Here is a 25,276-nt window from a genome sequence, read left to right as displayed (position 1 = left end):
CGCATGAGCCCCCCGGCTCCGCGTCCCCACTACCGGAGGAACCCTTCGTAGTTGCGCTGCATGAGCTGGCTCTCGATCTGCTTCACGGTCTCCAGACCCACGCCCACCATGATCAGCACCGCAGTACCACCGAACGGGAAGTTCTGGTACTGCTGCTGGTTCAGCCAGATGAAGAAGAAGTTCGGCAGAACCGAGATGATGGCCAGGTAGAGCGCCCCCGCCAGGGTGATCCGGCTGAGGATGAAGTCCAGGTAGTCGGCGGTCGGCTTGCCCGGGCGGATGCCCGGCACGAAACCGCCGTACTTCTTCATGTTGTCCGCGACCTCGGTCGGGTTGAACGTGATCGAGACGTAGAAGTACGTGAAGAAGATGATCAGCAGGAAGTAGACGCCGATGTAGAGCGTGCTCGTCGGGTCGGCGAGCCACTTCTGGATCCAGACCTGATAGCCCTTGAGGTTGTTCTGGTCGAAGAACTGCAGGTACAGCTGCGGCAGGTAGAGCAGCGACGATCCGAAGATCACCGGGACGACACCGGCCTGGTTGACCTTGAGGGGGATGTAGGTCGAGGTGCCGCCGTACATCCGGCGGCCGATCATGCGCTTCGCGTACTGCACCGGGATACGCCGCTGGGCCTGCTCGATGAAGACGACCAGGCCGATGATGATCAGGACCAGGCCGATGACGAGCAGGAACTTGCCGACGCCGCTCGACTCCTTGATCGTCCAGCCCTCGCCGGGGAGGCGGGCCGCGATCGAGGTGAAGATCAGGACCGACATGCCGTTGCCGACGCCGCGGTCGGTGATGAGCTCACCGAGCCACATCACCACGCCGGTGCCGGCGGTCATGGTCAGAACCAGGATGCTGAGCGTGAGCCACATCGGCAGCCCGGTGTTCTCCGGGATGATCTGCATCGAGGGGTCGGTCTGATCGCAAGCGTTGCCGAACAGCTGACCGGTGCGCGCGAGCGCGACGAACGCCGAGGACTGAAGAACTGCGAGGCCAAGCGTCAGGTACCGGGTGTACTGGGTGATCTTCGCCTGGCCGGACTGGCCCTCCTTGCGGAGCTGCTCGAGGCGGGGGATCACGACGGTGAGCAGCTGCAGGATGATCGACGCGGTGATGTACGGCATGATGCCGAGCGCGAAGACCGACAGGTGCAGGAGCGCGCCACCTGAGAACAAGTTCAACAGGTTCAGTACACCGCCGCCGGCGTTGGCGTCGTTCACCGCTTTCAGACACGTCTGCACATTGGTGTAGGACACACCAGGGCTGGGCAAGGTGGCTCCCAGCCGGTACAGCGCGATGATCGCAACTGTGAACAGCAGTTTCTTGCGCAGGTCAGGCGTCCGGAACGCACTGGTAAAGGCGGAGAGCAACTTCTTCCTCCTGCGCGAGGTGCCGCCGTGTCCGGCGGGTGGGGGACGGCATCGGTCCGGACGACCGATATCCCTAGCTGGGAACGGACTCTAACAGTCTTGGAGCGGTGCAGTGAGTCACGGTAGGGCTCACTGCGGGTAGGCATCAAGCAGCCGCGAGAAATGGCTGGTCAGACGCCACAAAGGGGATGCTGCCCGGGCGACGCGTTTCTTCGGCGCCCGGGCGAGCACCCCCACAAGCCTCACAGCTCGGTGGTGGAACCACCGGCGGCTGCGATCTTCTCCTTGGCCGACTCGCTGAACGCGTGCGCCGAGATGGTCAGCGACACGCCGCCCAGCTCGCCGGAGCCGAGGACCTTGACCAGCTGGCCCTTGCGGACCGCGCCGGCCTCGACCAGCTCCAGCGGGCCGACCTCGCCGCCGTTGGGGAAAAGCTCGGCGAGGCGGTCCAGGTTGACGACCTGGAAGACGACCTTGTTCTTGTTCTTGAAGCCCTTGAGCTTCGGCAGGCGCATGTGAATGGGCATCTGCCCACCCTCGAACCGGGCCGGAACCTGGTAACGGGCCTTCGTGCCCTTGGTACCGCGACCGGCGGTCTTGCCCTTGGAGCCCTCACCGCGACCCACACGGGTCTTCGCGGTCTTGGCTCCGGGTGCCGGGCGGAGGTGGTGGACCTTGATCGCCATTACTCGACCTCCTCAACAGTCACGAGGTGGCTCACGGCGAAGATCATGCCCCGAATCTCGGGACGGTCCTCCTTGACCACCACATCGTTGATCCGCTTCAGGCCGAGCGAACGCAGCGAGTCGCGCTGGTTCTGTTTGCGACCGATACCGGACCGGGTCTGGGTGACCTTCAAGCGAGCCATCAGCGCACCGCCGCTTCCGCACGCGCCGCCAGCATGGCCGCCGGCGCCACGTCCTCGACCGGCAGGCCACGGCGAGCCGCGACCTGCTCCGGCGACTCGAGGCCCTTCAGCGCGGCCACCGTCGCGTGCACGATGTTGATCGGGTTCGACGAGCCGAGGCTCTTCGAGAGCACGTCGTGGATGCCCGCGCACTCCAGCACGGCACGCACCGGGCCACCGGCGATGACGCCGGTACCGGCGGAGGCCGGCTTGAGCAGCACGACACCCGCGGCCGCCTCACCGGTGATCGGGTGCGGAATGGTCGCACCGATCCGCGGAACCTTGAAGAAGTGCTTCTTGGCCTCCTCGACGCCCTTGGCGATGGCCGCGGGCACCTCCTTGGCCTTTCCGTAGCCGATGCCGACGGTGCCGTCGCCGTCGCCCACGATCACCAGAGCGGTGAAGCTGAAGCGACGACCGCCCTTGACGACCTTGGCGACACGGTTGATCGCGACGACCCGCTCGAGATGCGGGGTCTTCTCGACGGGCGCGTTGCCGCGGCCGCCCTCACGGCGGTTGTCCCGGCGGTTGCCACCCTCGGTGTTACCGCCGGACCCGCCGCCTCGGCGCTGCTGACCAGGCATTGGTCAATTCCTCCTAGAACTCGAGTCCGGCTTCACGGGCGGCGGTCGCCAGCGCGGCGATCCGCCCCGCGTACTTGTTGCCACCGCGGTCGAAGACGACCTTGGAAACGCCCGCGGCCTTGGCCCGCTCGGCGAGGAGCGCGCCGACCTTGCCGGCCAGGACGCTCTTGTCACCCTCCCCGCCCCGCACGGAGGCGTCGAGGGTGGAGGCCGAAACCAGCGTGTGGCCCTTGAGGTCGTCGATGATCTGCGCGGAGATGTGCCGCGTGGACCGGGTGACGACGAGACGGGGACGCTCGGCGGTGCCGCGGACGTTCTTGCGGACCCGGAAGTGCCGGCGCGCCTTCCCCACGGCACGCTTGGCGGCGACACCGCCGCCGTTGCGGCGCTTGAGCAGCGTGGCGGTCACTTCTTACCTGCCTTTCCAGCCTTGCGGCGGATGACCTCGCCCTGGTACTTGACGCCCTTGCCCTTGTACGGCTCCGGCGGGCGGATCTTCCGGATGTTGGCGGCGACCTCGCCGACCAGCTGCTTGTCGATGCCGGCGACCGTGAACTGCGTCGGCCGCTCCACCGAGAAGGTGATGCCGGCCGGCGGGACCACGTTGACCGGGTGCGAGAAGCCCAGGGCGAACTCGAGGTCCTTGCCCTTGGCGGTCACGCGGTAACCGGTGCCGTTGATCTCGAGCGTCTTCTTGTAGCCCTCGGTGACGCCGACAATCATGTTGGCGACCAGGGTACGCGAGAGGCCGTGCAGTTCCTTGGCCTTGCGCTCGTCGTTGGGGCGGTTGACGTGCAGCTCGGCACCCTCGCGCTCGACCGTGATCGGCGCGGCGACGGTGTGCGAGAGCTCGCCCTTGGGGCCCTTGACCTTGACGGTCTGGCCCGAGATGGTGACGTCGACGCCGGCCGGGACCGGGATCGACTTACGTCCGATTCGCGACATGTCTGAGTCTCCAGTTACCAGACGAAGGCGAGGACTTCCCCGCCAACGCTCCGCTTGCGGGCCTGCTTGTCGGTCAGCAGCCCCTGGGACGTCGAAATGATCGCGACGCCCAGGCCGCCGAGCACCCGCGGGAGCTCGTCGGACTTGGCGTAAACCCGAAGACCGGGCTTGGAAACGCGCTTGATGCCGGCGAGGCTACGCTCGCGGTTCTGGCCGTACTTGAGCTCAACGACCAGACGCCTGCCGACGGCGCCTTCCTCGGGCTCCTCGGCCGCCCAGGCGGCGATGTAACCCTCGGCCTTGAGGACCTCGGCGATGTTCGCCTTGATCTTCGAGAAGGGCATGGTCACCTTGTCGTGGTACGCCTGGTTGGCGTTACGCAGACGCGTCAGCATGTCTGCGATCGGGTCCGTCATCGTCATGGGTATTCGTCAACCTTTCTCGCCGGGGTTCCCAGGGGATCCCGGGCCTACGGCGAAGCGGTATCTCAGACCAGCCTTCAGTCCGCTCAAGGGCGGCGGTGGGGCGGTTGGATGGGGTTACCAGGAAGCCTTCGACACGCCCGGGAGCTCACCGCGGTGAGCCATCTCCCGGATGCACACCCGGCAGAGGCCGAACTTGCGGTAGACCGAGTGCGGCCGGCCACAACGCTGGCAACGGGTGTACGCGCGCACAGCGAACTTCGGCTTCGCGGCAGCCTTCAGGATCAGCGCCTTCTTAGCCATGCTCAGTTCTCCTTGAACGGGAAGCCCAGGAGCTTGAGCAGCGCCCGGCCCTCGTCGTCGGTATCGGCCGTGGTGACCACCGTGATGTCCATGCCCCGCGTGCGGTCGATCCGGTCCTGATCGATCTCGTGGAACACCGACTGCTCGGTCAGGCCGAACGTGTAGTTGCCGTGGCCGTCAAGCTTCTTGCCGTCCAGGCCGCGGAAGTCGCGGATACGCGGCAGCGCGATGGACAGCAGCCGGTCCATGAACTCCCACATCCGGTCGTTGCGCAGGGTGACCTTCGCGCCGATCGGCATGCCCTCACGCAGCTTGAACTGCGCGATGGACTTGGTCGCGCGCCGCACCAGCGGCTTCTGACCGGTGATGGTGGTCAGGTCACGCACGGCGCCGTCGATCAGCTTGGCGTCGCGGGCGGCCTCGCCAACACCCATGTTCACGACGACCTTCACCAGGCCGGGAACCTGCATGGGGTTGCCGTACTTGTACTGCTCCTGAAGCGCGGCGATGACCTCGCTGCGGTACTTCTGCTTCAGGCGCGGCAGCGTCTTGGTAGGGGCAGTCATCAGAGTTCCTTACCGGTCGTACGTGCGATGCGGACCTTCTGGCCGTTCTCGTCGATCCGGTAGCCGATCCGGGTCGGCTTGCCCTGGTCATCCAAGATCTGCACGTTGGAGATGTGGATCGGGGCTTCCTGGGTCACGATGCCGCCGGTCTTCGAACCACGCTGCGTCGTACGGATGCGCTCGTGCCTCTTGACGCGGTTGACGCCCTCGACCAGGAGCTTGTCCTGACGCGGGTAGGCCGCAATGACCTTGCCCTTGGCGCCCTTGTCCCTGCCCGCGATGACGACGACCGTGTCGCCTTTTTTGATCTTCATGCCACGGCCTCCGTCATACCGTCGCGCTGACCGGCCCAAGACCGATTGCTGTGCCGAATGGTTCGCTCGCTCCGCTCGTTCACGGTCAGAGCACCTCCGGCGCCAGGCTGATGATCTTCATGAACCGCTTGTCGCGCAGCTCGCGGCCGACCGGGCCGAAGATGCGGGTGCCGCGGGGGTCCCCGCCGTCCTTGATGATGACGGCGGCGTTCTCGTCGAAGCGGATGTACGAGCCGTCCGGGCGCCGCCGCTCCTTGCTGGTGCGGACGATGACCGCCTTGACGACGTCACCCTTCTTCACACCGGCGCCGGGGATGGCGTCCTTGACCGTGGCCACGATGACGTCGCCGATGCTCGCGTAGCGGCGGCCGGAGCCACCGAGCACGCGGATGCACAGAATCTCGCGCGCACCCGTGTTGTCGGCGACACGCAGTCGCGACTCCTGCTGGATCACTGGGGTCTCCTATGTCTGCCAGTTCTTCGCCACGAGTGGGCGAAGCTTGGCGGAACGCTGGTCCGTCGGGCCGGCCGGGGCCGGCCCGACGCATTCACTTGGCCTTTTCGAGGATCTCCACGACCCGCCACCGCTTGGTGGCGGAGAGCGGACGGGTCTCCATCAGGAGGACCCGGTCGCCGATACCGCACGCGTTCTGCTCGTCGTGCACCTTGAGCTTGCGGGTGCGCCGCAGAACCTTGCCGTAAAGCGCGTGCTTGACGCGGTCCTCGACCTCGACGACGACGGTCTTGTCCATCTTGTCGCTGACCACCAGGCCCTCGCGAACCTTGCGGGTCGCGCGAACCGGGGTCGTGCTCTCGTCACTCATGCGGTCACCTCATCCGGCGCAACCGAGAGCCCCAGCTCACGTTCACGCATGATCGTATAGATCTTCGCGATGTCCTTGCGGACGACCTGCAGCCGACGATGATTGTCGAGCTGGCCGGTCGCGCCCTGCACGCGAAGATTGAACAGCTCCGCCTTGGCCTCCCGCAGACGCGAGGTCAACTCCTCTTCGGAGAGCTCGCGCAGCTCGGAAGCCTTAACGCCCGCTGCCATCAGCTTTCACCCACTTCGCGCGTAACGATGCGGCACTTCATCGGGAGCTTGTGGATCGCACGGCGCATCGCCTCGCGCGCGATCGTCTCGTTCGGGAACGACATCTCGAAGAGAATGCGGCCCGGCTTGACGTTCGCCACCCACCACTCGGGAGAGCCCTTGCCGGAACCCATCCGGGTTTCGGCCGGCTTCTTGGTCAGGGCCTGGTCCGGGAAGACCGAGATCCAGACCTTGCCGCCACGCTTGATGTGGCGGGTCATCGCGATACGAGCCGACTCGATCTGCCGGTTGGTCACGTACGCGGGCTCCAGCGCTTGAATACCGAACTCGCCGAAGACGACCCGGTTGCCGCCCTTGGACGCGCCGTGGCGGTCCGGGTGGTGCGGCTTGCGGAAGCCCTTCGGGGGCTTACGCGGCATCAGCATGGGTCAGCCCTCCTGCTGCGTCTCGGCCGCGGCCGGAGCAGCGGCGCTGTCGTTCTGAGGCCCAGCGGTCTGAGGCCCAGCGGTCTGAGGCCCAGCGGTCTGAGGCCCAGCGGTCTGGGGCGCAGCGTTCGCCTCGGCGTTCGCGGCGGCCTGCTGGGCAGCCCGGCCGGCCTCGGTCCCGCCGGCGGTCGTGCCGGACGAGCCGGAACGGCCACGGCGCGGACGCTCGGGACGGTCGGAACGGTCGCGACGGGGACGCGCGGGCGCCTCCTGGACGGCCTCACGACCCGGCACGGCGTCGCCCTTGTAGATCCAGACCTTCACACCGATGCGGCCGAACGTGGTACGGGCCTCGAAGAAGCCGTACTCGATGTTGGCCCGCAGCGTGTGCAGCGGAACGCGACCCTCACGGTAGAACTCCGTGCGGCTCATCTCCGCGCCGCCGAGACGGCCGGAGACCTGCACCCGGATGCCCTTGCAGATCGGGTTCTTCATGGCCGACTGCATGGCCTTGCGCATCGCCCGGCGGAAGCTGACCCGGGAGGACAGCTGCTCGGCGACACCCTGCGCGACCAGCTGAGCGTCCGATTCGGGGCTCTTCACCTCGAGGATGTTCAGCTGGACCTGCTTGCCGGTGAGCTTCTCGAGCTCGCCGCGGATCCGGTCGGCCTCCGCGCCCTTACGGCCGATGACGATGCCCGGCCGGGCGGTGTGAATGTCGACGCGAACCCGGTCACGGGTGCGCTCGATGTCCACCTTGGAGATGCCGGCCCGCTCAAGCCCTTTGGACATCATCCGGCGAATTTTCACATCTTCGCCGATGTAGTCCTTGTAAAGCTTGTCTGCGAACCAACGGGACTTCCAGTCGGTGGAGATGCCGAGCCGGAATCCGGTGGGGTGAACCTTCTGACCCATTACTCGGACTCCTCCGTGGTCTGGGGCTGTGCCTCCGGCGATGAAGCAGCCGCCGGCGCGGCCTTCTTGGCCGGCGTCGCCTTCTTCGCAGCGGCGGCCTTCTTGGCCGGCCGTGCGACCTGGACCGCCTCGACGGCGATCGTGATGTGGCAAGTGCGCTTACGGATCCGGTAGGCCCGGCCCTGCGCCCGCGGACGGAACCGCTTGAGGGTCGGACCCTCGTCGACGAACGCCTCGCTGACGAGGAGCGCGTCGGGGTCCAGCCGCTCGTTGTTCTCCGCGTTCGCGATCGCGCTCGCGAGCACCTTGTAGACCTGCTCGCTCGCCGCCTGCGGCGCGAACTGCAGGACCGTCAGAGCCTCCTTCGCGGGCAGTCCGCGGACGAGGTTGACGACACGGCGTGCCTTGCTCGGCGAGATGCGGACGTGCTTCGCAACCGCACGACTGCCCGGAAGCGCCGGAGCATCGTTCTTTACTGACATCGCTGTGACCCCTTTCTTGTCCGTGGACTGACTAGCGACGACGGCTCTTGCGGTCGTCCTTCTCGTGACCCTTGAACGTGCGGGTCAGAGCGAACTCACCGAGCTTGTGCCCGACCATGGCCTCGGTGATGAACACCGGGACGTGCTTGCGCCCGTCGTGCACGGCGATCGTGTGCCCGAGCATGTCGGGAATGATCGTCGAGCGTCGCGACCAGGTCTTGATGACGTTCTTCGAGTTCTTCTCGTTCTGGACTTCCACCTTCTTGATCAGGTGGTCGTCGACGAACGGGCCCTTCTTCAGGCTGCGAGGCATCTTCTTCTACTCCCGTTACCCGCGCTTGCGGGTGGCGTAGCGGCGGCGAACGATCAGCTTGTCGCTCTCCTGGCCCTTGCGGCGGGTACGGCCCTCGGGCTTACCAGCCGGGTTGACCGGGTGGCGACCACCGGAGGTCTTACCCTCACCACCACCGTGCGGGTGGTCGATCGGGTTCATGGCGACACCGCGGACGGTCGGGCGCTTGCCCTTCCAGCGCATGCGGCCGGCCTTGCCCCAGTTGATGTTCGACTGTTCGGCATTGCCGATCTCGCCGACCGTCGCGCGGCAACGGATGTCGACCCGGCGGATCTCACCGGAAGGCATACGCAGCGTGGCGTACGCGCCTTCACGGCCGAGCAGCTGGATACCGACACCGGCCGAGCGGGCCAGCTTGGCGCCACCGCCGGGACGAAGCTCCACACCGTGGACCGTCGTACCGACCGGGATGTTGCGCAGGGGCAGGTTGTTCCCCGGCTTGATGTCCGCGCCCGGACCCGACTCCACCGCGTCGCCCTGGTTCAGGTCCTTCGGCGCGAGGATGTAGCGCTTCTCACCGTCGGCGTAGTGCAGCAGTGCAATGCGGGAGGTGCGGTTCGGGTCGTACTCGATGTGCGCGACCTTGGCCGGCACGCCGTCCTTGTCGACCCGCTTGAAGTCGATCAGCCGGTACTGCCGCTTGTGGCCACCGCCCTGGTGCCGGGTGGTGATCCGGCCGTGGACGTTGCGGCCGCCCTTCTTGGGCAGCGGAACCAGCAGAGACTTCTCCGGCGTCGACCGGGTGATCTCGGCGAAGTCGGCGACGCTGGAACCGCGACGGCCCGGCGTGGTCGGCTTGTACTTACGGATAGCCATTGATTTACACCCCTTAGCTGACCGGGCCGCCGAAGGCCTCGATACGGTCACCGTCAGCCAGCTTGACCATCGCGCGCTTGGTCGCCTTGCGCTGACCGAAGCCCGTCCGGGTGCGCTTGCGCTTGCCCTGGCGGTTCGCGGTGTTCACCGTCAGCACGCGCACGTTGAAGATCTGCTGGATCGCGATCTTGATCTGGGTCTTGTTCGCGTCCGGGTCGACGAGGAACGTGTACCAGTTCTGGTCGAGAACGCTGTAGCTCTTCTCGGAGACGACGGGCGCGACGATGATGTCGCGCGGGTCGGGGATCGTGGTCACTTGTCGCCCTCCTCGGAGGCCTCGGCCGGCACGCCCAGGAACTCGTCGAGAGCGTCCTTGGTGAAGACCACCTCGTCGGCGACCAGCACGTCGTACGTGTTCAGCTGACCAGCCTCGATCAGGTGCACGGTCGTCTCGTTGCGCAGCGAGAGCCAGTTCAGCTCGTCGGTGCCGCTGAGAACGACCAGGACCTTCTTCGACTCGGTCGCCTTGCGCAGGGTCGCGATCGCGGCCTTGGTCGACGGCGTCTCGCCGGCGACGAACGCCTCGACCACGTGCACCCGGCCGTCGCGGGCCCGGTCGGAGAGGGCGCCACGCAGGGCGGCGGCCTTCATCTTCTTGGGGGTCCGCTGGCTGTAGTCGCGCGGCACGGGACCGTGCACGACGCCACCGCCGGTGAACTGCGGCGCGCGGATCGAGCCCTGACGGGCGCGACCGGTGCCCTTCTGCTTGTAGGGCTTCTTGCCGCCACCGGCGACCTCGCCCCGCGTCTTGGCCTTGGCCGTGCCCTGACGCGCGGCCGCGAGCTGGGCCACGACGACCTGGTGCATCAGCGGGATGTTGGCCTGCACGTCGAAGATGTCGCCAGGCAGCTCGACCGAGCCCGCCTTGGCGCCCTCGGCGTTGATCACGTCAACCGAAGTCACTTGGCACCGCCCTTCTTCGCGGCGGTGCGGACCAGGATCAGCGCGCCCTTGGGACCGGGCACCGCGCCCCTGACCAGGATCAGGTTGTTCTCGGTGTCCACCGCCTGCACGGTCAGGTTCTGCACGGTGAAGCGGCGGCCGCCCATCCGGCCGGCCATCCGGACGCCCTTGAAGACGCGACCCGGGGTCGCGCAGGCGCCGATGGAGCCGGGCGAGCGGTGCTTGCGCTCGACACCGTGGCTCGACTTGAGGCCATGGAAGCCGTGCCGCTTCATAACGCCGGCGAAGCCCTTGCCCTTGGTCTTACCGGTGACGTCGATCGGCGAGCCGACCTCGAACGCCTCGACGGTGACCTCCTGGCCGAGCTCGTACTCCCCGGCGTCGGTGGTGCGCAGCTCCACGAGGTGGCGCCGCGGCGACACACCGGCCTTGGCGTAGTGACCGCTCTCCGGCTTGTTGACCTTGCGCGGGTCGATCTTGCCGTACGCCAGCTGGACGGCGCTGTAGCCGTCCTTGTCATCGGTACGGACCTGGGTCACGACACAAGGGCCGGCCTGCACCACGGTCACCGGGACGACCCTGTTGTTGTCCCAGACCTGGGTCATGCCGAGCTTGGCGCCCAGGATCCCCTTTACTTGCCTGTCCATTAGTCCGGATCCCTACAGCTTGATCTCGATGTCGACGCCAGCCGGCAGGTCGAGGCGCATGAGCGAGTCGACCGTCTTCGGAGTCGGGTCGATGATGTCGATCAGCCGCTTGTGCGTGCGCATCTCGAAGTGCTCGCGCGAGTCCTTGTACTTGTGCGGCGAACGGATCACGCAGAAACGGTTGATCTCTGTGGGCAGCGGCACCGGGCCAGCAACCTGCGCCCCGGTACGCGTCACCGTCTCCACGATCTTCCGCGCCGAGGAGTCGACGACCTCGTGGTCATAGGCCTTGAGCCGGATGCGGATCTTCTGTCCCGCCATGGTGGCTTCTGTTTCCTTCTCTCGATGCCGCTACGTGCGAGAGCGGGTGACTCTCGCATGCCCGCAGGACCGTCGATCCTGCGTTGTCCGACCCCCGCGGTCGGGCGTGTCGCGCCTGCTGTCGCTATGCAGCCTTTATCAAGCAACTCGATCACGGGGATCTGGAGTGCCGGGCGGGCATAAAAGACACACCCGGACACCCGGCGAGGGTGGTTGGCGCCAGATCTTCAAAGAAAATCGGACGGCAGCCAACCACCCCGCGCGGACGCAACCTGACTAGTATGCCGGATTGTCTCCGACAACGCTAATCGGGGTATGCCTGCTCAGACGTTGATCTTCGTGACCGTGCCGGCGCCGACGGTGCGGCCACCCTCGCGGATCGCGAACTTCAGGCCCTGCTCCATGGCGATCGGCTGGATCAGCTTGACCGACATGCTGGTGGAGTCGCCCGGCATGACCATCTCGGTGCCCTCGGGCAGCGTGACGACGCCGGTGACGTCCGTGGTGCGGAAGTAGAACTGAGGACGGTAGTTCTGGAAGAACGGGGTGTGCCGGCCGCCCTCCTCCTTGGAGAGGATGTAGACCTGGCCCTCGAACTCCGTGTGCGGGGTGCTCGTGCCGGGCTTGACCACGACCATGCCGCGCTCGACGTCCTCGCGCTTGATGCCGCGGAGCAGCAGACCGACGTTCTCACCCGCGCGGGCCTCGTCGAGCAGCTTGCGGAACATCTCGATGCCGGTGCAAACGGTCTTGGTCGACTTCTCGCGGATGCCCACGATCTCGACCTCCTCGTTCGGCTTGAGGATGCCACGCTCGGCGCGGCCCGTGACCACGGTGCCACGACCGGTGATCGTGAAGACGTCCTCGATGGGCATGAGGAACGGCTTCTCGGTGTCACGCTCGGGCTGCGGGATCGCGGTGTCGACCGCGTTCATGAGCTCCATGAGCCGCTCGGTCCACTCAGCGTCGCCCTCGAGCGCCTTCAGCGCCGAGACGCGCACGACCGGCAGGTCGTCGCCCGGGAACTCGTAGGTGCTGAGCAGCTCGCGAACCTCGAGCTCGACGAGCTCGAGGAGCTCCTCGTCGTCGACCATGTCCGACTTGTTCAGAGCCACGACGATGTACGGAACGCCGACCTGGCGGGCCAGGAGCACGTGCTCCTTGGTCTGCGGCATCGGGCCGTCGGTCGCGGCGACCACCAGGATCGCGCCGTCCATCTGCGCGGCACCGGTGATCATGTTCTTGATGTAGTCGGCGTGGCCGGGGCAGTCCACGTGCGCGTAGTGACGCGTCGCGGTCTGGTACTCGACGTGCGCGATCGAGATCGTGATGCCGCGGGCCTTCTCCTCCGGCGCCTTGTCGATCTCGTCGAACGGGGTGTACGGGTTCAGGTCCGGGTACTGGTCGTGCAGGACCTTGGTGATGGCCGCAGTCAGCGTCGTCTTACCGTGGTCGATGTGACCAATGGTGCCGATGTTGACGTGCGGCTTAGTCCGCTCGAACTTCGCCTTCGCCACTGGTGTCCTCCTGTGGACTGATCATTTCTTTGCCCGGCACGCCCGATAAGGCGACTGGGACTCTGTCGACTGCTCGCGCGCGTGCGGGCCTCGACGACCCACACGCGCCATCAACGCTTCGGAACGGAGCGCTTACGCGCCCGTGGCCTTCGCGATGATCTCCTTCGCGACGTTCTGCGGAACCTCGGCGTAGGAGTCGAACTGCATGCTGTAGCTGGCACGGCCCTGGGTCTTCGACCGAAGGTCGCCCACGTAGCCGAACATCTCGGAGAGCGGCACCAGCGACTTGATGACCCGGGCGCCGGAGCGCTCCTCCATCGACTGGATGATGCCACGGCGAGAGTTGAGGTCGCCGATGACGTCGCCCATGTTGTCTTCGGGCGTAGTCACCTCGACGGCCATCATCGGCTCGAGCAACGCGGGATTGGCCTTGCGGGCCGCTTCCTTCATCACCATCGAGCCGGCGATCTTGAAGGCCATCTCGGACGAGTCGACCTCGTGGTACTGACCGTCGAGCAGCGTCAGCCGGACGCCGACCAGCGGGTAGCCGGCGAGAACGCCGTACTGCATGGCGTCCTGCGCGCCCGCGTCCACCGAGGGGATGAACTCCTTGGGGATACGGCCACCGGACACGGCATTGACGAACTCGTAGGTGGGGCCGTCCGCCGCGAGCGGCAGCGGCTCCAGCTTGACGATGACCTTGGCGTACTGGCCCGAGCCACCGGTCTGCTTCTTGTGGACGTAGTCGAGCTTCTCCACGGTGCCGCGGATCGTCTCGCGGTACGCCACCTGCGGCTTACCGATGTTCGCCTCGACGTTGAACTCGCGACGCATGCGGTCGACAAGGATGTCGAGGTGAAGCTCGCCCATGCCGGCGATGACCGTCTGCCCGGTCTCCTCGTCGTTCCAGACGCGGAAGGTCGGGTCCTCCTCGGCCAGGCGCTGGATCGCGGTGCCCAGCTTCTCCTGGTCCGACTTGGTCTTCGGCTCGATCGCGACCTGGATGACCGGCTCCGGGAACGTCATCGACTCCAGGATGACCGGGTTCTGCGGGTCGCTCAGCGTGTCGCCGGTGGTGGTCTGCTTGAGACCCTGCACGGCGATGATGTCCCCGGCGTGCGCGGCGGGGCGCTCCTCACGCTTGTTCGCGTGCATCTGGTAGATCTTGCCGATCCGCTCCTTGCGGTCCTTGGTGGAGTTGACCACCTGGGAACCGGACTCGAGCGTGCCGGAGTAGACCCGCACGTACGTGAGCTTGCCGAGGTGCTTGTCGGTCTGGATCTTGAAGGCCAGCGCCGAGAACGGCTCGCTGTTGGAGGGCTGGCGCTGGAGCGGCGTCTCGCCGTCCGCCGCGGTGCCCTCGATGGCCGGGATGTCCAGCGGCGACGGCAGGTAGTCGATCACGGCGTCGAGCATGGGCTGAACGCCCTTGTTCTTGAACGCCGAGCCGCACAGCACCGGGTTGGCCTTGCTGGCGATCGTGGCGCGCCGGATGGCGGCCTTGATCTCGTCCACCGAGAGCTCCTCGCCCTCGAGGTACTTGACCATGACGTCGTCGTCGACGTCGGCGAGCGTCTCGATGAGCTTCTCGCGCCACTCGTTCGCGGAGTCGACCAGATCGGCCGGGACCTCCTCGATCGCGTAGTCGTCGCCCTTCTGGGTCTCGCCACGCCAGGTGAGCGCGCGCATGTTGATCAGGTCGACGACGCCGATGTGGTCGCCCTCGAGCCCGATCGGGATCTGAAGGACGAGCGGCGTGGCGTTCAGCCGGTCGATCATCATCTGCACGCAGCGGAAGAAGTCGGCGCCGGTCCGGTCGAGCTTGTTGACGAAGCACATCCGGGGAACGTGGTACTTGTCCGCCTGCCGCCAGACGTTCTCGGTCTGCGGCTCCACGCCGGCCACGCCGTCGTAGACCGCCACCGCACCGTCCAGCACACGCAACGACCGCTCGACCTCGACCGTGAAGTCGACGTGGCCGGGCGTGTCGATGATCTGGATCGTGTGGCCCTTCCACTCGCACTTGGTGGCGGCGGAAGTGATCGTGATACCGCGCTCCTGCTCCTGCTCCATCCAGTCCATGACGGCAGCGCCCTCGTGGACCTCACCGATCTTGTACGTGATGCCGGTGTAGAACAGGATTCGCTCGGTGGTCGTGGTCTTACCAGCATCGATGTGCGCCATGATGCCGATGTTGCGTACGTTGGCAAGCGCGTCTGCGGCGGCCACTTCAATCCCTACTTTTCTTCGTCGTCGTCTCGTGAACCGGTACGACTTGCCGTGTGGCCCGGCGATCGCCGGGCCGGCGGCGGGGTCTTACCAGCGGTAGTGCGCGAAGGCCTTGTTGGACTCCGCCATCTTGTGGGTGTCCTCACGCCGCTTGACGGCGGCGCCGAGGCCGTTGCTGGCGTCGAGCAGCTCGTTCTGGAGACGCTCGATCATGGTCTTCTCGCGGCGGGCCTTGGAGTACTGGACCAGCCAGCGCAGACCGAGGGTGGTCTGCCGCGGCGTGCGGACCTCGACCGGCACCTGGTAGGTCGCGCCACCGACGCGGCGGCTGCGGACCTCGAGGGTCGGCTTGACGTTGTCCATCGCGCGCTTGAGCGTCACGACGGGGTCGGTGCCGCTCTTCTCCCGGGCACCCTCGAGCGCGCCGTACACGATGCGCTCGGCGAGCTGACGCTTGCCGCCGATCAGGATCTTGTTGATCAGCTGGGTGACCAGCGGCGAGTTGTAAACCGGGTCCGCGACCACTGGGTGGCGCGGAGCGGGGCCCTTACGAGGCATGTCAGCTCTTCTCCTTCTTCGCGCCGTAACGGCTGCGGGCCTGCTTGCGGTTGCGGACACCCTGGGTGTCCAGCGAACCGCGGACGATCTTGTAGCGGACGCCGGGAAGGTCCTTCACACGGCCGCCGCGCACGAGCACGATCGAGTGCTCCTGCAGGTTGTGGCCGACACCCGGGATGTACGCCGTGACCTCGATCTGGCTGCTGAGCTTCACACGAGCGACCTTGCGCAGCGCAGAGTTCGGCTTCTTGGGGGTGGTGGTGTACACGCGCGTGCACACGCCGCGCCGCTGAGGGCTACCTTTCAGCGCCGGCGTCTTGGTCTTGCTCGTTTTCGCCTGACGGCCCTTTCGGACCAGCTGCTGGATCGTGGGCACCGGGTTTCTCCGCTCCCTTCGGCCGCGTCCTACTGCGGCCGCACCGTCTAGTTATGCCTCTGTGTGCCGGATGCTCCGGCACCCGCGGTCGGGCGTGTCGTCCGGCTCACGGTCCCGCCACGCGTGGTTACGCGCACCGGGTCTTGTCTGTGTCGTCGCCCCGTCAATTCGGAACGTCGAGCCTCGGCGTGCTTATTACCCCGTCCTTGTTGTCGACTCGGGCGCACGCACGAGTTGCCCGGGCAAGCCCGGGCACGGAGGGAAAGAGTACCCACCACAAGCAGCCAGGTCAAAATCGACAGGACCAGGCCCTATCGATGCTGCAGGCTCCTCACGACGGACATCTCCGATACAAGTGTACCGGGTGTCCCGAGACGGCACTGCCGCGGTGTCGGGATACCGGATCGGTGGCCGCGGCCGCGTCGTCGAGACGAGCTCTCACGTCGCGGCGGAGAACTGCAACACCAATGACAACGCGAGACCCGCCAGGGCGATTCCCGCCCCCGCGGATCCGCACGAGATTCCCGCCGTGGCGATGCCGCGGCCGGTGAACCGCACCTGGCCTGTACGCCCGGAGCTGCGGATCTGCCGGCGAGCGACCAGCCCCACGATGATGGCGCCGGCGCCCGCGATCACGCTGAGAAGGGTGAAGGCGCCGGCGACCAGCGCGCCCCAGCCGTCGTCGGCGCCGGCCAGGCCGAAGCAGAAGACGATCAGCGACACCAGGATGGCCCCGATGCCCGCGACCAGGGAGCCGATGGCCAGGCCCGAGGTGATCGGCTCGACCCGCAACTGGACCAGCCCGAACTCGGTGCCCGGCACGACGTCGACCCGCTCGGGCTGCCAGCGGCCGCTGGGCGGGGGCGGCGGCACGGGCGCCATCGGATACGGCTGCTGGCTCATGAGACGAGGATGTCACCCGTAGGTGGCATGGCGCAGCCCGGGGACGCTCAGTCGGTGCCGGGCGCGAAGTCGGGCCCGGACGGTGACGAGGCGAGGTGCAGCAGGCCGGCGATCGTGGCCACCACCAGCGTCGCCAGGGCCAGCACGATGCCGGCCCAGGCCAGCCTGCGCCCGCGGCGGATCCATGCCGACCCGGTGAGGTACCCCTTGGCCGCGTACGCGTCCCGGGCCGCCTGACGCGCCAGCAGCAGGGCCACCGTGGCCGGAACCACCCCGCCCACGAACGCGCCCGTCAGGAAGCCCACCACGCCCAGCGCGAAGACCGCCCGGGCCTTTGTCGAGGGCGCTGGATCGGGATCGAGGGGGTGGCGCGTGGGCACCTCGGTGGGGACAGTCACCACCCCATCTTAGAAAGGCCGATGGGCGGCCGCGCAGCGCGCGACCGCCCATCGTGATACAGCAGTCTTCAGTCGGGTTAAGGGTGGTGGTGGGGCGGTCGGATGGGCGTCAGCGGTAGGACCCGAAGTCGAAGTCGTCCAGCGGCACAGCCTGCCCGCTGGCCGGCCCGAAGCCGTAGTCCGTCTCCGGGTACCCGGTCATCGAGTACACCTTGGCCTTGGCCTCCTCGGTCGGCTCGACCCGGATGTTGCGGTACTTGCTGATGCCCGTACCGGCCGGGATGAGCTTGCCGATGATGACGTTCTCCTTGAGGCCGACGAGCGAGTCGCTGCGCGAGTTGATCGCCGCGTCGGTCAGCACCCGGGTGGTCTCCTGGAAGGAGGCCGCCGAGAGCCAGGAGTCGGTGGCCAGCGAGGCCTTGGTGATACCCATCAGCACGGGACGACCGGCGGCGGGCTCGCCGCCCTCGCTCACGAGCCGGCGGTTCTCCGACTCGAAGAGCGCCCGGTCGACCAGCACGCCCGGCAGGAACTCCGCCGCGCCCGAGTCGATGACCGTCACCCGCTTCAGCATCTGGCGAATGATGATCTCGATGTGCTTGTCGTGGATGAGCACGCCCTGCGAGCGGTAGACCTCCTGGACCTCCTGGGTCAGGTGGACCTGGACCGCCCGCGGACCCATGATCCGCAGAAGCTCGTGCGGGTCGATGGTGCCCTCGGTCAGCTTCTCGCCGACGCCGACGTGGTCGCCGTCGTGGGCGCGGAGCTTGACGCGCTTGGAGATCTTGTCGTACACGATCTCCTCGCTGCCGTCGTCCGGCACCACGATGATCTTCCGCGAGCGCTCGCCGTCCTCGATGCGGATGCGTCCCGGGGTGTCGGCGATGGGCGCCTTGCCCTTGGGCACGCGGGCCTCGAAGATCTCCTGCACACGCGGCAGACCCTGGGTGATGTCCTCACCCGCGACACCACCGGTGTGGAAGGTACGCATCGTCAGCTGAGTACCGGGCTCACCGATGGACTGGGCGGCGATGATGCCGACCGCCTCACCGATGTCGACACCCTTGCCGGTCGGCAGCGAACGGCCGTAGCAGGCCGCGCACACGCCGAGCTTCGACTCGCAGGTCAGCACGCTGCGCACCCGGACGTTCTCGACACCGGCGCTGACCAGCTGGTCGACCAGGATCGAGTTGAGGTCCGAGCCACGGGCAACCACCAGGTTGCCGTTGGCGTCCTTGATGTCGTCGGCCAGCGTACGGGCGTGCACGCCGGTCTCGGCGTGCGTGTGCACGACCAGCGTGCCGTCCGCCTCACGGTCCGCCACCTGCATCGGGATCGCGCGGTCGGTGCCGCAGTCCTCCTCGCGGATGATGACGTCCTGCGAGACGTCCACCAGACGACGGGTCAGGTAACCCGAGTCGGCGGTACGCAGCGCGGTGTCGGCCAGACCCTTCCGGGCGCCGTGCGTGGAGATGAAGTACTCCAGCACGGTGAGACCCTCGCGGTACGACGACGTGATCGGCCGCGGGATGATCTCGCCCTTGGGGTTGGCCACCAGGCCACGGATCGCGGCGATCTGCCGGAGCTGCAGCAGGTTGCCACGGGCGCCCGAGTTGATCATCACCCAGAGCGGGTTCTCCTGCGGCAGCGCCGTTTCCATCTCCTTGGAGATTTCGTTGGTCGCCTTGGTCCAGATCTCGATGAGCTCGCCGCGACGCTCCTCGGCGGTCATCAGACCACGCTGGTACTGCTTGTCGATGCGGTCGGCCTCGACCTGATAGCGAGCCAGGATCTCCGGCTTGCGCGGAGGGCCGATGACGTCGCCCATGCCGATCGTCACGCCGGACCAGGTGGCCCAGTGGAAGCCGGCCTCCTTGAGCGCGTCCAGGGTCGCCGCCAGGGCGACCTTGGGGAAGCGCTCGGCGAGGTCGTTGACGATCGCCGACAGCTGACCCTTGCGGATCTCGTAGTTGACGAAGCGGTACCCCGGCGGGAGCGTCTCGTTGAAGATGACGCGGCCCAGGGTGGTCTCGACCAGAAGGTTCTCGCCCTCGGTCCAGTCCTCCGGAGCCTCCCACTTCGCGCCCTTGGCGCCGTTGTCGACCCCGACGACCTCGCGAAGACGGATCTTCACGGGCGCCTGCAGGTGCAGCTCGCCGTTGTCGAAGGCCATCCGCGCCTCGGCGTCCGACGAGAACACCCGGCCCTCACCCTTGGCGCCAGAGGTCTGGTGCGTCAGGTAGTAGAGCCCGATGACCATGTCCTGGGTGGGCATGGTGACCGGCTTGCCGTCGGCCGGCTTGAGGATGTTGTTGGACGAGAGCATCAGGATCCGGGCCTCGGCCTGCGCCTCGGCGGACAGCGGCACGTGCACCGCCATCTGGTCGCCGTCGAAGTCGGCGTTGAACGCCGTGCAGACCAGCGGGTGGATCTGGATGGCCTTGCCCTCGACCAGCTGCGGCTCGAAGGCCTGGATGCCCAGGCGGTGCAGCGTCGGCGCGCGGTTCAGCAGCACGGGGTGCTCGCTGATGACCTCCTCCAGGACGTCCCACACGACCGGCCGCTGACGCTCGACCATCCGCTTGGCCGACTTGATGTTCTGCGCGTGGTTCAGGTCGACCAGGCGCTTCATCACGAACGGCTTGAACAGCTCCAGCGCCATCTGCTTGGGCAGGCCGCACTGGTGCAGCTTGAGCCGCGGGCCGACGACGATGACCGAACGGCCGGAGTAGTCGACGCGCTTGCCCAGCAGGTTCTGACGGAACCGGCCCTGCTTGCCCTTGAGCATGTCGGACAGCGACTTGAGCGGGCGGTTACCCGGGCCGGTGACCGGCCGGCCGCGGCGGCCGTTGTCGAACAGCGCGTCGACGGCCTCCTGCAGCATCCGCTTCTCGTTGTTGACGATGATCTCGGGCGCACCCAGGTCGATCAGGCGCTTGAGGCGGTTGTTCCGGTTGATGACCCGGCGGTACAGGTCGTTCAGGTCGCTGGTCGCGAAGCGGCCACCGTCGAGCTGCACCATCGGGCGCAGGTCCGGCGGGATGACCGGGACGCAGTCCAGAACCATGCCGAGCGGCGAGTTCCGGGTGTTCAGGAACGCGGCGACGACCTTGAGCCGCTTGAGCGCACGGATCTTCCGCTGGCCCTTTCCGCTGCGGATGATCTCCCGCAGGTTCTCGGCCTCAGCGTCCAGGTCCATGTTCTGCAGCAGCGCCTTGATCGCCTCGGCGCCCATGCCGCCGGTGAAGTACTCACCGAAGCGGTCGCGCAGCTCGCGGTAGAGCAGCTCGTCGGTGACCAGCTGCTTGGAGTCGAGCTTGCGGAAGGTGTCGAGCACCTCGTCGAGGCGGTCGATCTCGCGCTGCGCCTTGTCGCGGATCTGGCGCATCTCGCGCTCGCCGGCCTCCTTGACCTTGCGGCGCACGTCCGCCTTGGCCCCCTCGGCCTCGAGCTCCGCGAGGTCCTGCTCCAGCTTCGCGGCCCGCTTCTCGATCTCCGAGTCGCGGCCGTTCTCGGACTGGCGCTTCTCGGCGAAGATCTCGTTCTCGATCGTGCTCATGTCGCGGTGACGCGACTCGGCGTCAACGCTCGTGATCACGTACGAGGCGAAGTAAATGATCTTCTCGAGGTCCTTCGGAGCCAGGTCGAGCAGGTAGCCCAGCCGGCTGGGCACACCCTTGAAGTACCAGATGTGCGTGACCGACGCGGCCAGCTCGATGTGGCCCATGCGCTCACGGCGGACCTTGGACCGGGTCACCTCGACGCCGCAGCGCTCACAGATGATGCCCTTGAACCGGACCCGCTTGTACTTGCCGCAGTAGCACTCCCAGTCCCGCTGCGGACCGAAGATCTTCTCGCAGAAGAGTCCGTCCTTCTCGGGCTTGAGGGTGCGGTAGTTGATCGTCTCGGGCTTCTTGACCTCGCCATGCGACCACTGCCGGATGTCGTCGGCGGTCGCCAGGCCGATACGCAACTCGTCGAAGAAGTTGACGTCGAGCACTTGGACTATCCCTCGTGTTTCGTTGCTCGGGTGAATTCAAGGCCGGCGGGGGTGGCCCCGATCTTCGAGAAAACCAGGGCCACCATCCGTCAGATCTCTTCGACGCTGCTGACGCCCTCGTTCGGGCGACGGGACAGGTCGATACCGAGTTCCTCCGCGGCCCGGAAGACCTCGTCGTCCGTCTCGCGCATCTCGAGGGCCACGCCGTCGCTGGAGAGCACCTCAACGTTGAGGCACAGCGACTGCAGCTCCTTGAGCAGCACCTTGAAGGACTCCGGGATGCCCGGCTCCGGGATGTTCTCGCCCTTGACGATGGCCTCGTAGACCTTCACGCGGCCGAGTACGTCGTCGGACTTGATGGTGAGCAGCTCCTGCAGCGCGTAGGCCGCGCCGTAGGCCTGCATGGCCCAGCACTCCATCTCGCCGAACCGCTGGCCACCGAACTGCGCCTTACCACCCAGCGGCTGCTGCGTGATCATCGAGTACGGGCCGGTCGAACGCGCGTGGATCTTGTCGTCGACCAGGTGGTTCAGCTTCAGGATGTAGACGTAGCCGACCGAGATCGGGTCCGGCAGCGGCTCACCGGAGCGGCCGTCGAACAGCTGCGCCTTGCCGTCGCCGTTGACCAGCCGATTCCCGTCACGGTTGACCAGCGTCGACTCGAGGAGGCCCTTGATCTCCTCCTCCTGCGCGCCGTCGAAGACCGGGGTCGCGACGTTCGAGTCCTTGGGGGACTCGTGCGCCTCGATGGCCTTCAGCTGACGCTTCCAGTCGGCGTCTTCGCCCTCCACCGACCAGCCGGTCTTGGCGATCCACCCGAGGTGGGTCTCCAGCACCTGGCCGATGTTCATACGCGAGGGCACACCGAGCGGGTTGAGCACGATGTCGACCGGGGTGCCGTCCTCGAGGAACGGCATGTCCTCGACCGGAAGGATCTTGGAGATGACGCCCTTGTTGCCGTGCCGGCCGGCGAGCTTGTCGCCGTCCTGGATCTTCCGCTTCTGCGCGACGTAGACGCGGACCAGCTCGTTCACGCCCGGGGGCAGCTCGTCGCCGTCCTCGCGCGAGAAGGTGCGGACGCCGATGACCGTGCCGGTCTCGCCGTGCGGCACCTTCAGCGAGGTGTCGCGGACCTCGCGCGCCTTCTCACCGAAGATCGCGCGGAGCAGCCGCTCCTCGGGGGTGAGCTCGGTCTCGCCCTTGGGCGTGACCTTGCCGACCAGGATGTCGCCGGGGACGACCTCGGCGCCGATCCGGATGATGCCCCGCTCGTCCAGGTCCGCCAGCATCTCCTCGGAGACGTTGGGGATGTCGCGGGTGATCTCCTCCGGGCCGAGCTTGGTGTCCCGGGCGTCGACCTCGTGCTCCTCGATGTGGATCGAGGTGAGCACGTCCTGCTGCACGAGGCGCTGCGACAGGATGATCGCGTCCTCGTAGTTGTGGCCCTCCCAGCACATGAACGCGACGAGGAGGTTGCGGCCCAGGGCCATCTCACCCTCGTCGGTGCACGGGCCGTCGGCGATGACCTGGCCGGCCTCGATTCGGTCACCCTCGAACACGACCGGCTTCTGGTTGACGCAGGAGCCCGCGTTCGAGCGGCGGAACTTGTGCAGCAGGTAGGTACGGCGGTGACCGTCGTCCTGGTGAACCGTCACGTAGTCGGCGCAGAGGTCTTCGACCACACCGCCGACCTCGGCCACGACCACGTCGCCGGCGTCGACCGCGGCACGGTATTCCATGCCGGTGCCGACCAGCGGCGCCTCGGCCTTGACCAGCGGAACGGCCTGACGCTGCATGTTCGCGCCCATGAGCGCGCGGTTGGCGTCGTCGTGCTCGAGGAACGGGATCATCGCGGTGGCGACCGAGGTCATCTGCCGCGGCGACACGTCCATGTAGTCGACCTGCGCGCCGGGCACGTAGTCGACCTCACCGCCCTTACGGCGGACCAGGACGCGATCCTCGGCGAACGTGCCGTCACTGCTCAGCACGGCGTTCGCCTGCGCCTTGATGTACCTGTCCTCCTCGTCGGCGGTCAGGTAGTGGACCTCGTCGGTGACGGTGCCGTCCTCGACCTTCCGGTACGGCGTCTCGATGAAGCCGAACGGATTGACCCGCGCGAACGTCGAGAGCGCGCCGATCAGGCCGATGTTCGGGCCTTCGGGCGTCTCGATCGGGCACATCCGGCCGTAGTGGGACGGGTGCACGTCGCGAACCTCGAAGCCGGCCCGCTCTCGCGACAGACCACCCGGACCGAGCGCGCTCAGCCGGCGCCGGTGGGTCAGGCCCGCCAGCGGGTTGGTCTGGTCCATGAACTGGGACAGCTGGGAGGTGCCGAAGAACTCCTTGATCGCCGCCACCACGGGACGGATGTTGATCAGGGTCTGCGGCGTGATCGCCTCGACGTCCTGAGTCGTCATGCGCTCACGAACGACGCGCTCCATCCGGGACAGGCCGACACGGACCTGGTTCTGGATGAGCTCGCCGACGGTGCGCAGGCGACGGTTGCCGAAGTGGTCGATGTCGTCGGCCTCGTAGCCCTCCTCACCGGCGTGCAGCCGGCAGAGGTACTCGACGGTCTTGACGATGTCTTCCTCGGTGAGAACGCCACGGTCGATCGGGACGTCGATCTCGAGCTTCTTGTTGAACTTGTAGCGGCCGACCTTGGCGACGTCGTACCTCTTCGGGTTGAAGAAGAGGTTGTCGAGCAGGGTCTGCGCGTTCTCCCGGGTCGGGGGCTCACCCGGGCGGAGCTTGCGGTAGATGTCGAGCAGGGCCTCGTCCTGCCCGGCGATGTGGTCCTTCTCGAGGGTGGTCATGAGCAGCTCGGACCAGCCGAACCGCTCACGGATCTGGTCGGCCGACCAGCCGATCGCCTTGAGCAGGACGGTGACGGCCTGCCGGCGCTTGCGGTCGATCCGGACACCCACGGTGTCGCGCTTGTCGATGTCGAACTCCAGCCAGGCACCCCGGCTGGGGATGACCTTGACGCTGGAGAGGTCGCGGTCGGAGGTCTTGTCCGGCTCCTTCGTGAAGTACACGCCCGGCGAGCGGACGAGCTGGCTCACGACGACCCGCTCGGTGCCGTTGATGACGAACGTCCCCTTGGGGGTCATCATCGGGAAGTCGCCCATGAACACGGTCTGGCTCTTGATCTCGCCAGTCGTGTTGTTGGTGAACTCCGCGGTCACGAACAGCGGCGCGCAGTAAGTCAGATCCTTCTCCTTGCACTCCTCGATCGAGGCCTTGACCTCGTCGAATCGGGGAGACGAGAAGGACAGCGACATAGTGCCGGAGAAGTCCTCAATGGGACTGATCTCTTCGAGGATCTCTGCGAGGCCCGACTGGGCATGCGGGTCGTCCGTCGACCGGGCCTGCCAAGCCTCGTTGCCTACCAGCCAGTCGAAGGACTCGGTCTGGAGTGCAAGGAGGTTGGGGACCTCAAGTTGCTCGGTGATCCTGCCGAAAGAGACACGGCGGGGTGCGTAAGCGCTCGACGTACGGCTGGTCTTCGCAGGGCGGGAAGCTGCCAAGATGCGTCCTTCCGAGGACCGGTGCTGCTGATGCGGCTGCAGCTGCGGTATGCAACTGTTTGCGTTGCCCTCGTTTATAGGCACTGTAACGAGCCCCCAAGAAGTCATCCGGATGGATGTCCTGGCAGGGCTCAAGGCAGAAGGCAGCGCAAACTAGCAGTGTAGCCGCTCGGCTAACCGCTGTCCAGCCCACACCAGAGGGGGCCTGCGGAACGTATCCCCACAGCCTCTCTGACCTGCGCCTCCGTGGTCAGGGCCGAACGTGGGGCCGCTCGGAACGCGGCATATCTCCCTCGGGTGCCGTCTGCGAAGGGCCCATTTGAAGTCGGGCCACCCGCAGGGCGGCTGTCGCAAGCGCGGAGAACTTGCTGAT

Annotated in this window: 30 protein-coding genes; all 30 read right to left on the bottom strand. The window is 66.8% G+C overall.

Annotated elements, in window-relative coordinates; all coding sequences use genetic code 11:
- Nucleotides 1–29: 29 nt before the first annotated feature.
- The 30 genes from secY to ACIA5D_RS10555 all read right to left on the bottom strand — a co-directional run bounded on the left by secY (nt 30) and on the right by ACIA5D_RS10555 (nt 24,903).
- The gene (secY, locus tag ACIA5D_RS10700; protein WP_396029642.1) at nt 30–1,376 is read right to left on the bottom strand and encodes a preprotein translocase subunit SecY; all 1,347 of its coding nucleotides are present in this window, start codon (nt 1,374–1,376) and stop codon (nt 30–32) included.
- Nucleotides 1,377–1,618: 242 nt separating this feature from the next.
- Nucleotides 1,619–2,062, bottom strand: coding sequence for a 50S ribosomal protein L15 (rplO, locus tag ACIA5D_RS10695; protein ID WP_396029641.1), 444 nt, complete (start codon nt 2,060–2,062; stop codon nt 1,619–1,621).
- Complete coding sequence (gene rpmD / locus ACIA5D_RS10690) at nt 2,062–2,244, bottom strand: 50S ribosomal protein L30 (protein WP_366153722.1); 183 nt, start codon at nt 2,242–2,244, stop codon at nt 2,062–2,064. The genes rplO and rpmD overlap by 1 nt, the downstream gene beginning before the upstream one ends.
- A complete protein-coding gene (rpsE, locus tag ACIA5D_RS10685; protein WP_396029640.1) occupies nt 2,244–2,867 on the bottom strand; it encodes a 30S ribosomal protein S5 in 624 nt (207 codons plus the stop codon). Before rpsE ends, rpmD begins: the two co-directional genes overlap by 1 nt.
- Nucleotides 2,868–2,880: 13 nt before the next feature.
- Nucleotides 2,881–3,264 (bottom strand): 50S ribosomal protein L18, encoded by a 384-nt coding sequence (gene rplR / locus ACIA5D_RS10680; RefSeq protein WP_396030339.1) that lies wholly within the window; start codon nt 3,262–3,264, stop codon nt 2,881–2,883.
- Between the two features lie 8 nt (nt 3,265–3,272).
- Nucleotides 3,273–3,812 carry a 50S ribosomal protein L6 gene (gene rplF, locus ACIA5D_RS10675; RefSeq protein WP_396029639.1) on the bottom strand — a complete coding sequence of 180 codons (540 nt, stop codon included), beginning with the start codon at nt 3,810–3,812 and terminating at the stop codon, nt 3,273–3,275.
- Nucleotides 3,813–3,826: 14 nt separating this feature from the next.
- Nucleotides 3,827–4,234 carry a 30S ribosomal protein S8 gene (gene rpsH, locus ACIA5D_RS10670; protein ID WP_396029638.1) on the bottom strand — a complete coding sequence of 136 codons (408 nt, stop codon included), beginning with the start codon at nt 4,232–4,234 and terminating at the stop codon, nt 3,827–3,829.
- Between the two features lie 117 nt (nt 4,235–4,351).
- Entirely contained in the window at nt 4,352–4,537 is a 186-nt protein-coding gene (locus ACIA5D_RS10665) for a type Z 30S ribosomal protein S14 (protein ID WP_106130632.1), read from the bottom strand.
- Nucleotides 4,538–4,539: 2 nt separating this feature from the next.
- Nucleotides 4,540–5,103 carry a 50S ribosomal protein L5 gene (gene rplE, locus ACIA5D_RS10660; RefSeq protein WP_396029637.1) on the bottom strand — a complete coding sequence of 188 codons (564 nt, stop codon included), beginning with the start codon at nt 5,101–5,103 and terminating at the stop codon, nt 4,540–4,542.
- Entirely contained in the window at nt 5,103–5,417 is a 315-nt protein-coding gene (gene rplX / locus ACIA5D_RS10655) for a 50S ribosomal protein L24 (protein WP_396029636.1), read from the bottom strand. Before rplX ends, rplE begins: the two co-directional genes overlap by 1 nt.
- 85 nt (nt 5,418–5,502) lie before the next feature.
- Entirely contained in the window at nt 5,503–5,871 is a 369-nt protein-coding gene (gene rplN / locus ACIA5D_RS10650; RefSeq protein WP_014687766.1) for a 50S ribosomal protein L14, read from the bottom strand.
- Between the two features lie 94 nt (nt 5,872–5,965).
- Nucleotides 5,966–6,241, bottom strand: a complete 276-nt coding sequence (gene rpsQ, locus ACIA5D_RS10645) for a 30S ribosomal protein S17 (protein WP_030436513.1) — start codon at nt 6,239–6,241, stop codon at nt 5,966–5,968.
- The gene (gene rpmC, locus ACIA5D_RS10640) at nt 6,238–6,471 is read right to left on the bottom strand and encodes a 50S ribosomal protein L29 (protein WP_396029635.1); all 234 of its coding nucleotides are present in this window, start codon (nt 6,469–6,471) and stop codon (nt 6,238–6,240) included. The genes rpsQ and rpmC overlap by 4 nt, the downstream gene beginning before the upstream one ends.
- Nucleotides 6,471–6,896, bottom strand: coding sequence for a 50S ribosomal protein L16 (rplP, locus tag ACIA5D_RS10635; protein WP_020513593.1), 426 nt, complete (start codon nt 6,894–6,896; stop codon nt 6,471–6,473). The genes rpmC and rplP overlap by 1 nt, the downstream gene beginning before the upstream one ends.
- 3 nt (nt 6,897–6,899) lie before the next feature.
- Nucleotides 6,900–7,811, bottom strand: coding sequence for a 30S ribosomal protein S3 (gene rpsC, locus ACIA5D_RS10630; protein WP_396029634.1), 912 nt, complete (start codon nt 7,809–7,811; stop codon nt 6,900–6,902).
- Nucleotides 7,811–8,293 (bottom strand): 50S ribosomal protein L22, encoded by a 483-nt coding sequence (rplV, locus tag ACIA5D_RS10625; protein WP_396029633.1) that lies wholly within the window; start codon nt 8,291–8,293, stop codon nt 7,811–7,813. Before rplV ends, rpsC begins: the two co-directional genes overlap by 1 nt.
- A 31-nt stretch (nt 8,294–8,324) precedes the next feature.
- Nucleotides 8,325–8,606, bottom strand: a complete 282-nt coding sequence (gene rpsS, locus ACIA5D_RS10620) for a 30S ribosomal protein S19 (RefSeq protein WP_014440726.1) — start codon at nt 8,604–8,606, stop codon at nt 8,325–8,327.
- Between the two features lie 15 nt (nt 8,607–8,621).
- Nucleotides 8,622–9,461, bottom strand: coding sequence for a 50S ribosomal protein L2 (gene rplB, locus ACIA5D_RS10615; protein WP_020513589.1), 840 nt, complete (start codon nt 9,459–9,461; stop codon nt 8,622–8,624).
- Between the two features lie 13 nt (nt 9,462–9,474).
- On the bottom strand, nt 9,475–9,777 hold the full coding sequence (gene rplW, locus ACIA5D_RS10610; protein WP_396029632.1) for a 50S ribosomal protein L23: 303 nt from the start codon (nt 9,775–9,777) through the stop codon (nt 9,475–9,477).
- Nucleotides 9,774–10,424 (bottom strand): 50S ribosomal protein L4, encoded by a 651-nt coding sequence (gene rplD, locus ACIA5D_RS10605; protein WP_396029631.1) that lies wholly within the window; start codon nt 10,422–10,424, stop codon nt 9,774–9,776. The genes rplW and rplD overlap by 4 nt, the downstream gene beginning before the upstream one ends.
- Nucleotides 10,421–11,071: a 50S ribosomal protein L3 gene (gene rplC, locus ACIA5D_RS10600; RefSeq protein ID WP_396029630.1), complete on the bottom strand. Its 651-nt coding sequence runs from the start codon at nt 11,069–11,071 to the stop codon at nt 10,421–10,423. Before rplC ends, rplD begins: the two co-directional genes overlap by 4 nt.
- A 12-nt stretch (nt 11,072–11,083) precedes the next feature.
- On the bottom strand, nt 11,084–11,392 hold the full coding sequence (rpsJ, locus tag ACIA5D_RS10595) for a 30S ribosomal protein S10 (protein WP_007073037.1): 309 nt from the start codon (nt 11,390–11,392) through the stop codon (nt 11,084–11,086).
- Nucleotides 11,393–11,715: 323 nt separating this feature from the next.
- A complete protein-coding gene (tuf, locus tag ACIA5D_RS10590) occupies nt 11,716–12,909 on the bottom strand; it encodes an elongation factor Tu (protein ID WP_396029629.1) in 1,194 nt (397 codons plus the stop codon).
- Nucleotides 12,910–13,041: 132 nt separating this feature from the next.
- Nucleotides 13,042–15,138 (bottom strand): elongation factor G, encoded by a 2,097-nt coding sequence (gene fusA / locus ACIA5D_RS10585; protein ID WP_396029628.1) that lies wholly within the window; start codon nt 15,136–15,138, stop codon nt 13,042–13,044.
- 87 nt (nt 15,139–15,225) lie between these two features.
- Nucleotides 15,226–15,696, bottom strand: coding sequence for a 30S ribosomal protein S7 (rpsG, locus tag ACIA5D_RS10580; protein WP_127499794.1), 471 nt, complete (start codon nt 15,694–15,696; stop codon nt 15,226–15,228).
- Nucleotide 15,697: 1 nt separating this feature from the next.
- Entirely contained in the window at nt 15,698–16,072 is a 375-nt protein-coding gene (rpsL, locus tag ACIA5D_RS10575) for a 30S ribosomal protein S12 (protein WP_014440718.1), read from the bottom strand.
- A 438-nt stretch (nt 16,073–16,510) separates the two neighbouring features.
- Entirely contained in the window at nt 16,511–16,975 is a 465-nt protein-coding gene (locus tag ACIA5D_RS10570; RefSeq protein WP_396029627.1) for a hypothetical protein, read from the bottom strand.
- Nucleotides 16,976–17,022: 47 nt separating this feature from the next.
- Nucleotides 17,023–17,376: a hypothetical protein gene (locus tag ACIA5D_RS10565; protein ID WP_396029626.1), complete on the bottom strand. Its 354-nt coding sequence runs from the start codon at nt 17,374–17,376 to the stop codon at nt 17,023–17,025.
- Nucleotides 17,377–17,482: 106 nt separating this feature from the next.
- Nucleotides 17,483–21,373: a DNA-directed RNA polymerase subunit beta' gene (locus ACIA5D_RS10560; RefSeq protein ID WP_396029625.1), complete on the bottom strand. Its 3,891-nt coding sequence runs from the start codon at nt 21,371–21,373 to the stop codon at nt 17,483–17,485.
- Between the two features lie 89 nt (nt 21,374–21,462).
- A complete protein-coding gene (locus ACIA5D_RS10555; RefSeq protein WP_396029624.1) occupies nt 21,463–24,903 on the bottom strand; it encodes a DNA-directed RNA polymerase subunit beta in 3,441 nt (1,146 codons plus the stop codon).
- Nucleotides 24,904–25,276: the final 373 nt, after the last annotated feature.

Source organism: Actinoplanes sp. NPDC051513, assembly GCF_044454685.1.
In the GTDB taxonomy this organism is placed as follows: Bacteria; Actinomycetota; Actinomycetes; order Mycobacteriales; family Micromonosporaceae; genus Actinoplanes.
This window is presented reverse-complemented; position numbering and strand designations above follow the sequence as displayed.

Bases quoted from the DNA above. Each gene is read 5' to 3' on its own strand.
- rplP (WP_020513593.1), bottom strand. From the start codon at position 6,896: ATGCTGATGCCGCGTAAGCCCCCGAAGGGCTTCCGCAAGCCGCACCAC.
- rpsH (WP_396029638.1), bottom strand. From the start codon at position 4,234: ATGACGATGACGGACCCGATCGCAGACATGCTGACGCGTCTGCGTAAC.
- rplX (WP_396029636.1), bottom strand. From the start codon at position 5,417: ATGAAGATCAAAAAAGGCGACACGGTCGTCGTCATCGCGGGCAGGGAC.
- rplC (WP_396029630.1), bottom strand. From the start codon at position 11,071: ATGGACAGGCAAGTAAAGGGGATCCTGGGCGCCAAGCTCGGCATGACC.
- rplE (WP_396029637.1), bottom strand. From the start codon at position 5,103: ATGACTGCCCCTACCAAGACGCTGCCGCGCCTGAAGCAGAAGTACCGC.
- rpsG (WP_127499794.1), bottom strand. From the start codon at position 15,696: ATGCCTCGTAAGGGCCCCGCTCCGCGCCACCCAGTGGTCGCGGACCCG.
- rpsQ (WP_030436513.1), bottom strand. From the start codon at position 6,241: ATGAGTGACGAGAGCACGACCCCGGTTCGCGCGACCCGCAAGGTTCGC.
- rplB (WP_020513589.1), bottom strand. From the start codon at position 9,461: ATGGCTATCCGTAAGTACAAGCCGACCACGCCGGGCCGTCGCGGTTCC.
- rpsS (WP_014440726.1), bottom strand. From the start codon at position 8,606: ATGCCTCGCAGCCTGAAGAAGGGCCCGTTCGTCGACGACCACCTGATC.
- ACIA5D_RS10665 (WP_106130632.1), bottom strand. From the start codon at position 4,537: ATGGCTAAGAAGGCGCTGATCCTGAAGGCTGCCGCGAAGCCGAAGTTC.
- ACIA5D_RS10570 (WP_396029627.1), bottom strand. From the start codon at position 16,975: ATGAGCCAGCAGCCGTATCCGATGGCGCCCGTGCCGCCGCCCCCGCCC.
- rplF (WP_396029639.1), bottom strand. From the start codon at position 3,812: ATGTCGCGAATCGGACGTAAGTCGATCCCGGTCCCGGCCGGCGTCGAC.
- rpsC (WP_396029634.1), bottom strand. From the start codon at position 7,811: ATGGGTCAGAAGGTTCACCCCACCGGATTCCGGCTCGGCATCTCCACC.
- rpsE (WP_396029640.1), bottom strand. From the start codon at position 2,867: ATGCCTGGTCAGCAGCGCCGAGGCGGCGGGTCCGGCGGTAACACCGAG.
- rplO (WP_396029641.1), bottom strand. From the start codon at position 2,062: ATGGCGATCAAGGTCCACCACCTCCGCCCGGCACCCGGAGCCAAGACC.
- rpmD (WP_366153722.1), bottom strand. From the start codon at position 2,244: ATGGCTCGCTTGAAGGTCACCCAGACCCGGTCCGGTATCGGTCGCAAA.
- rpmC (WP_396029635.1), bottom strand. From the start codon at position 6,471: ATGGCAGCGGGCGTTAAGGCTTCCGAGCTGCGCGAGCTCTCCGAAGAG.
- rplV (WP_396029633.1), bottom strand. From the start codon at position 8,293: ATGTCAGTAAAGAACGATGCTCCGGCGCTTCCGGGCAGTCGTGCGGTT.
- rpsJ (WP_007073037.1), bottom strand. From the start codon at position 11,392: ATGGCGGGACAGAAGATCCGCATCCGGCTCAAGGCCTATGACCACGAG.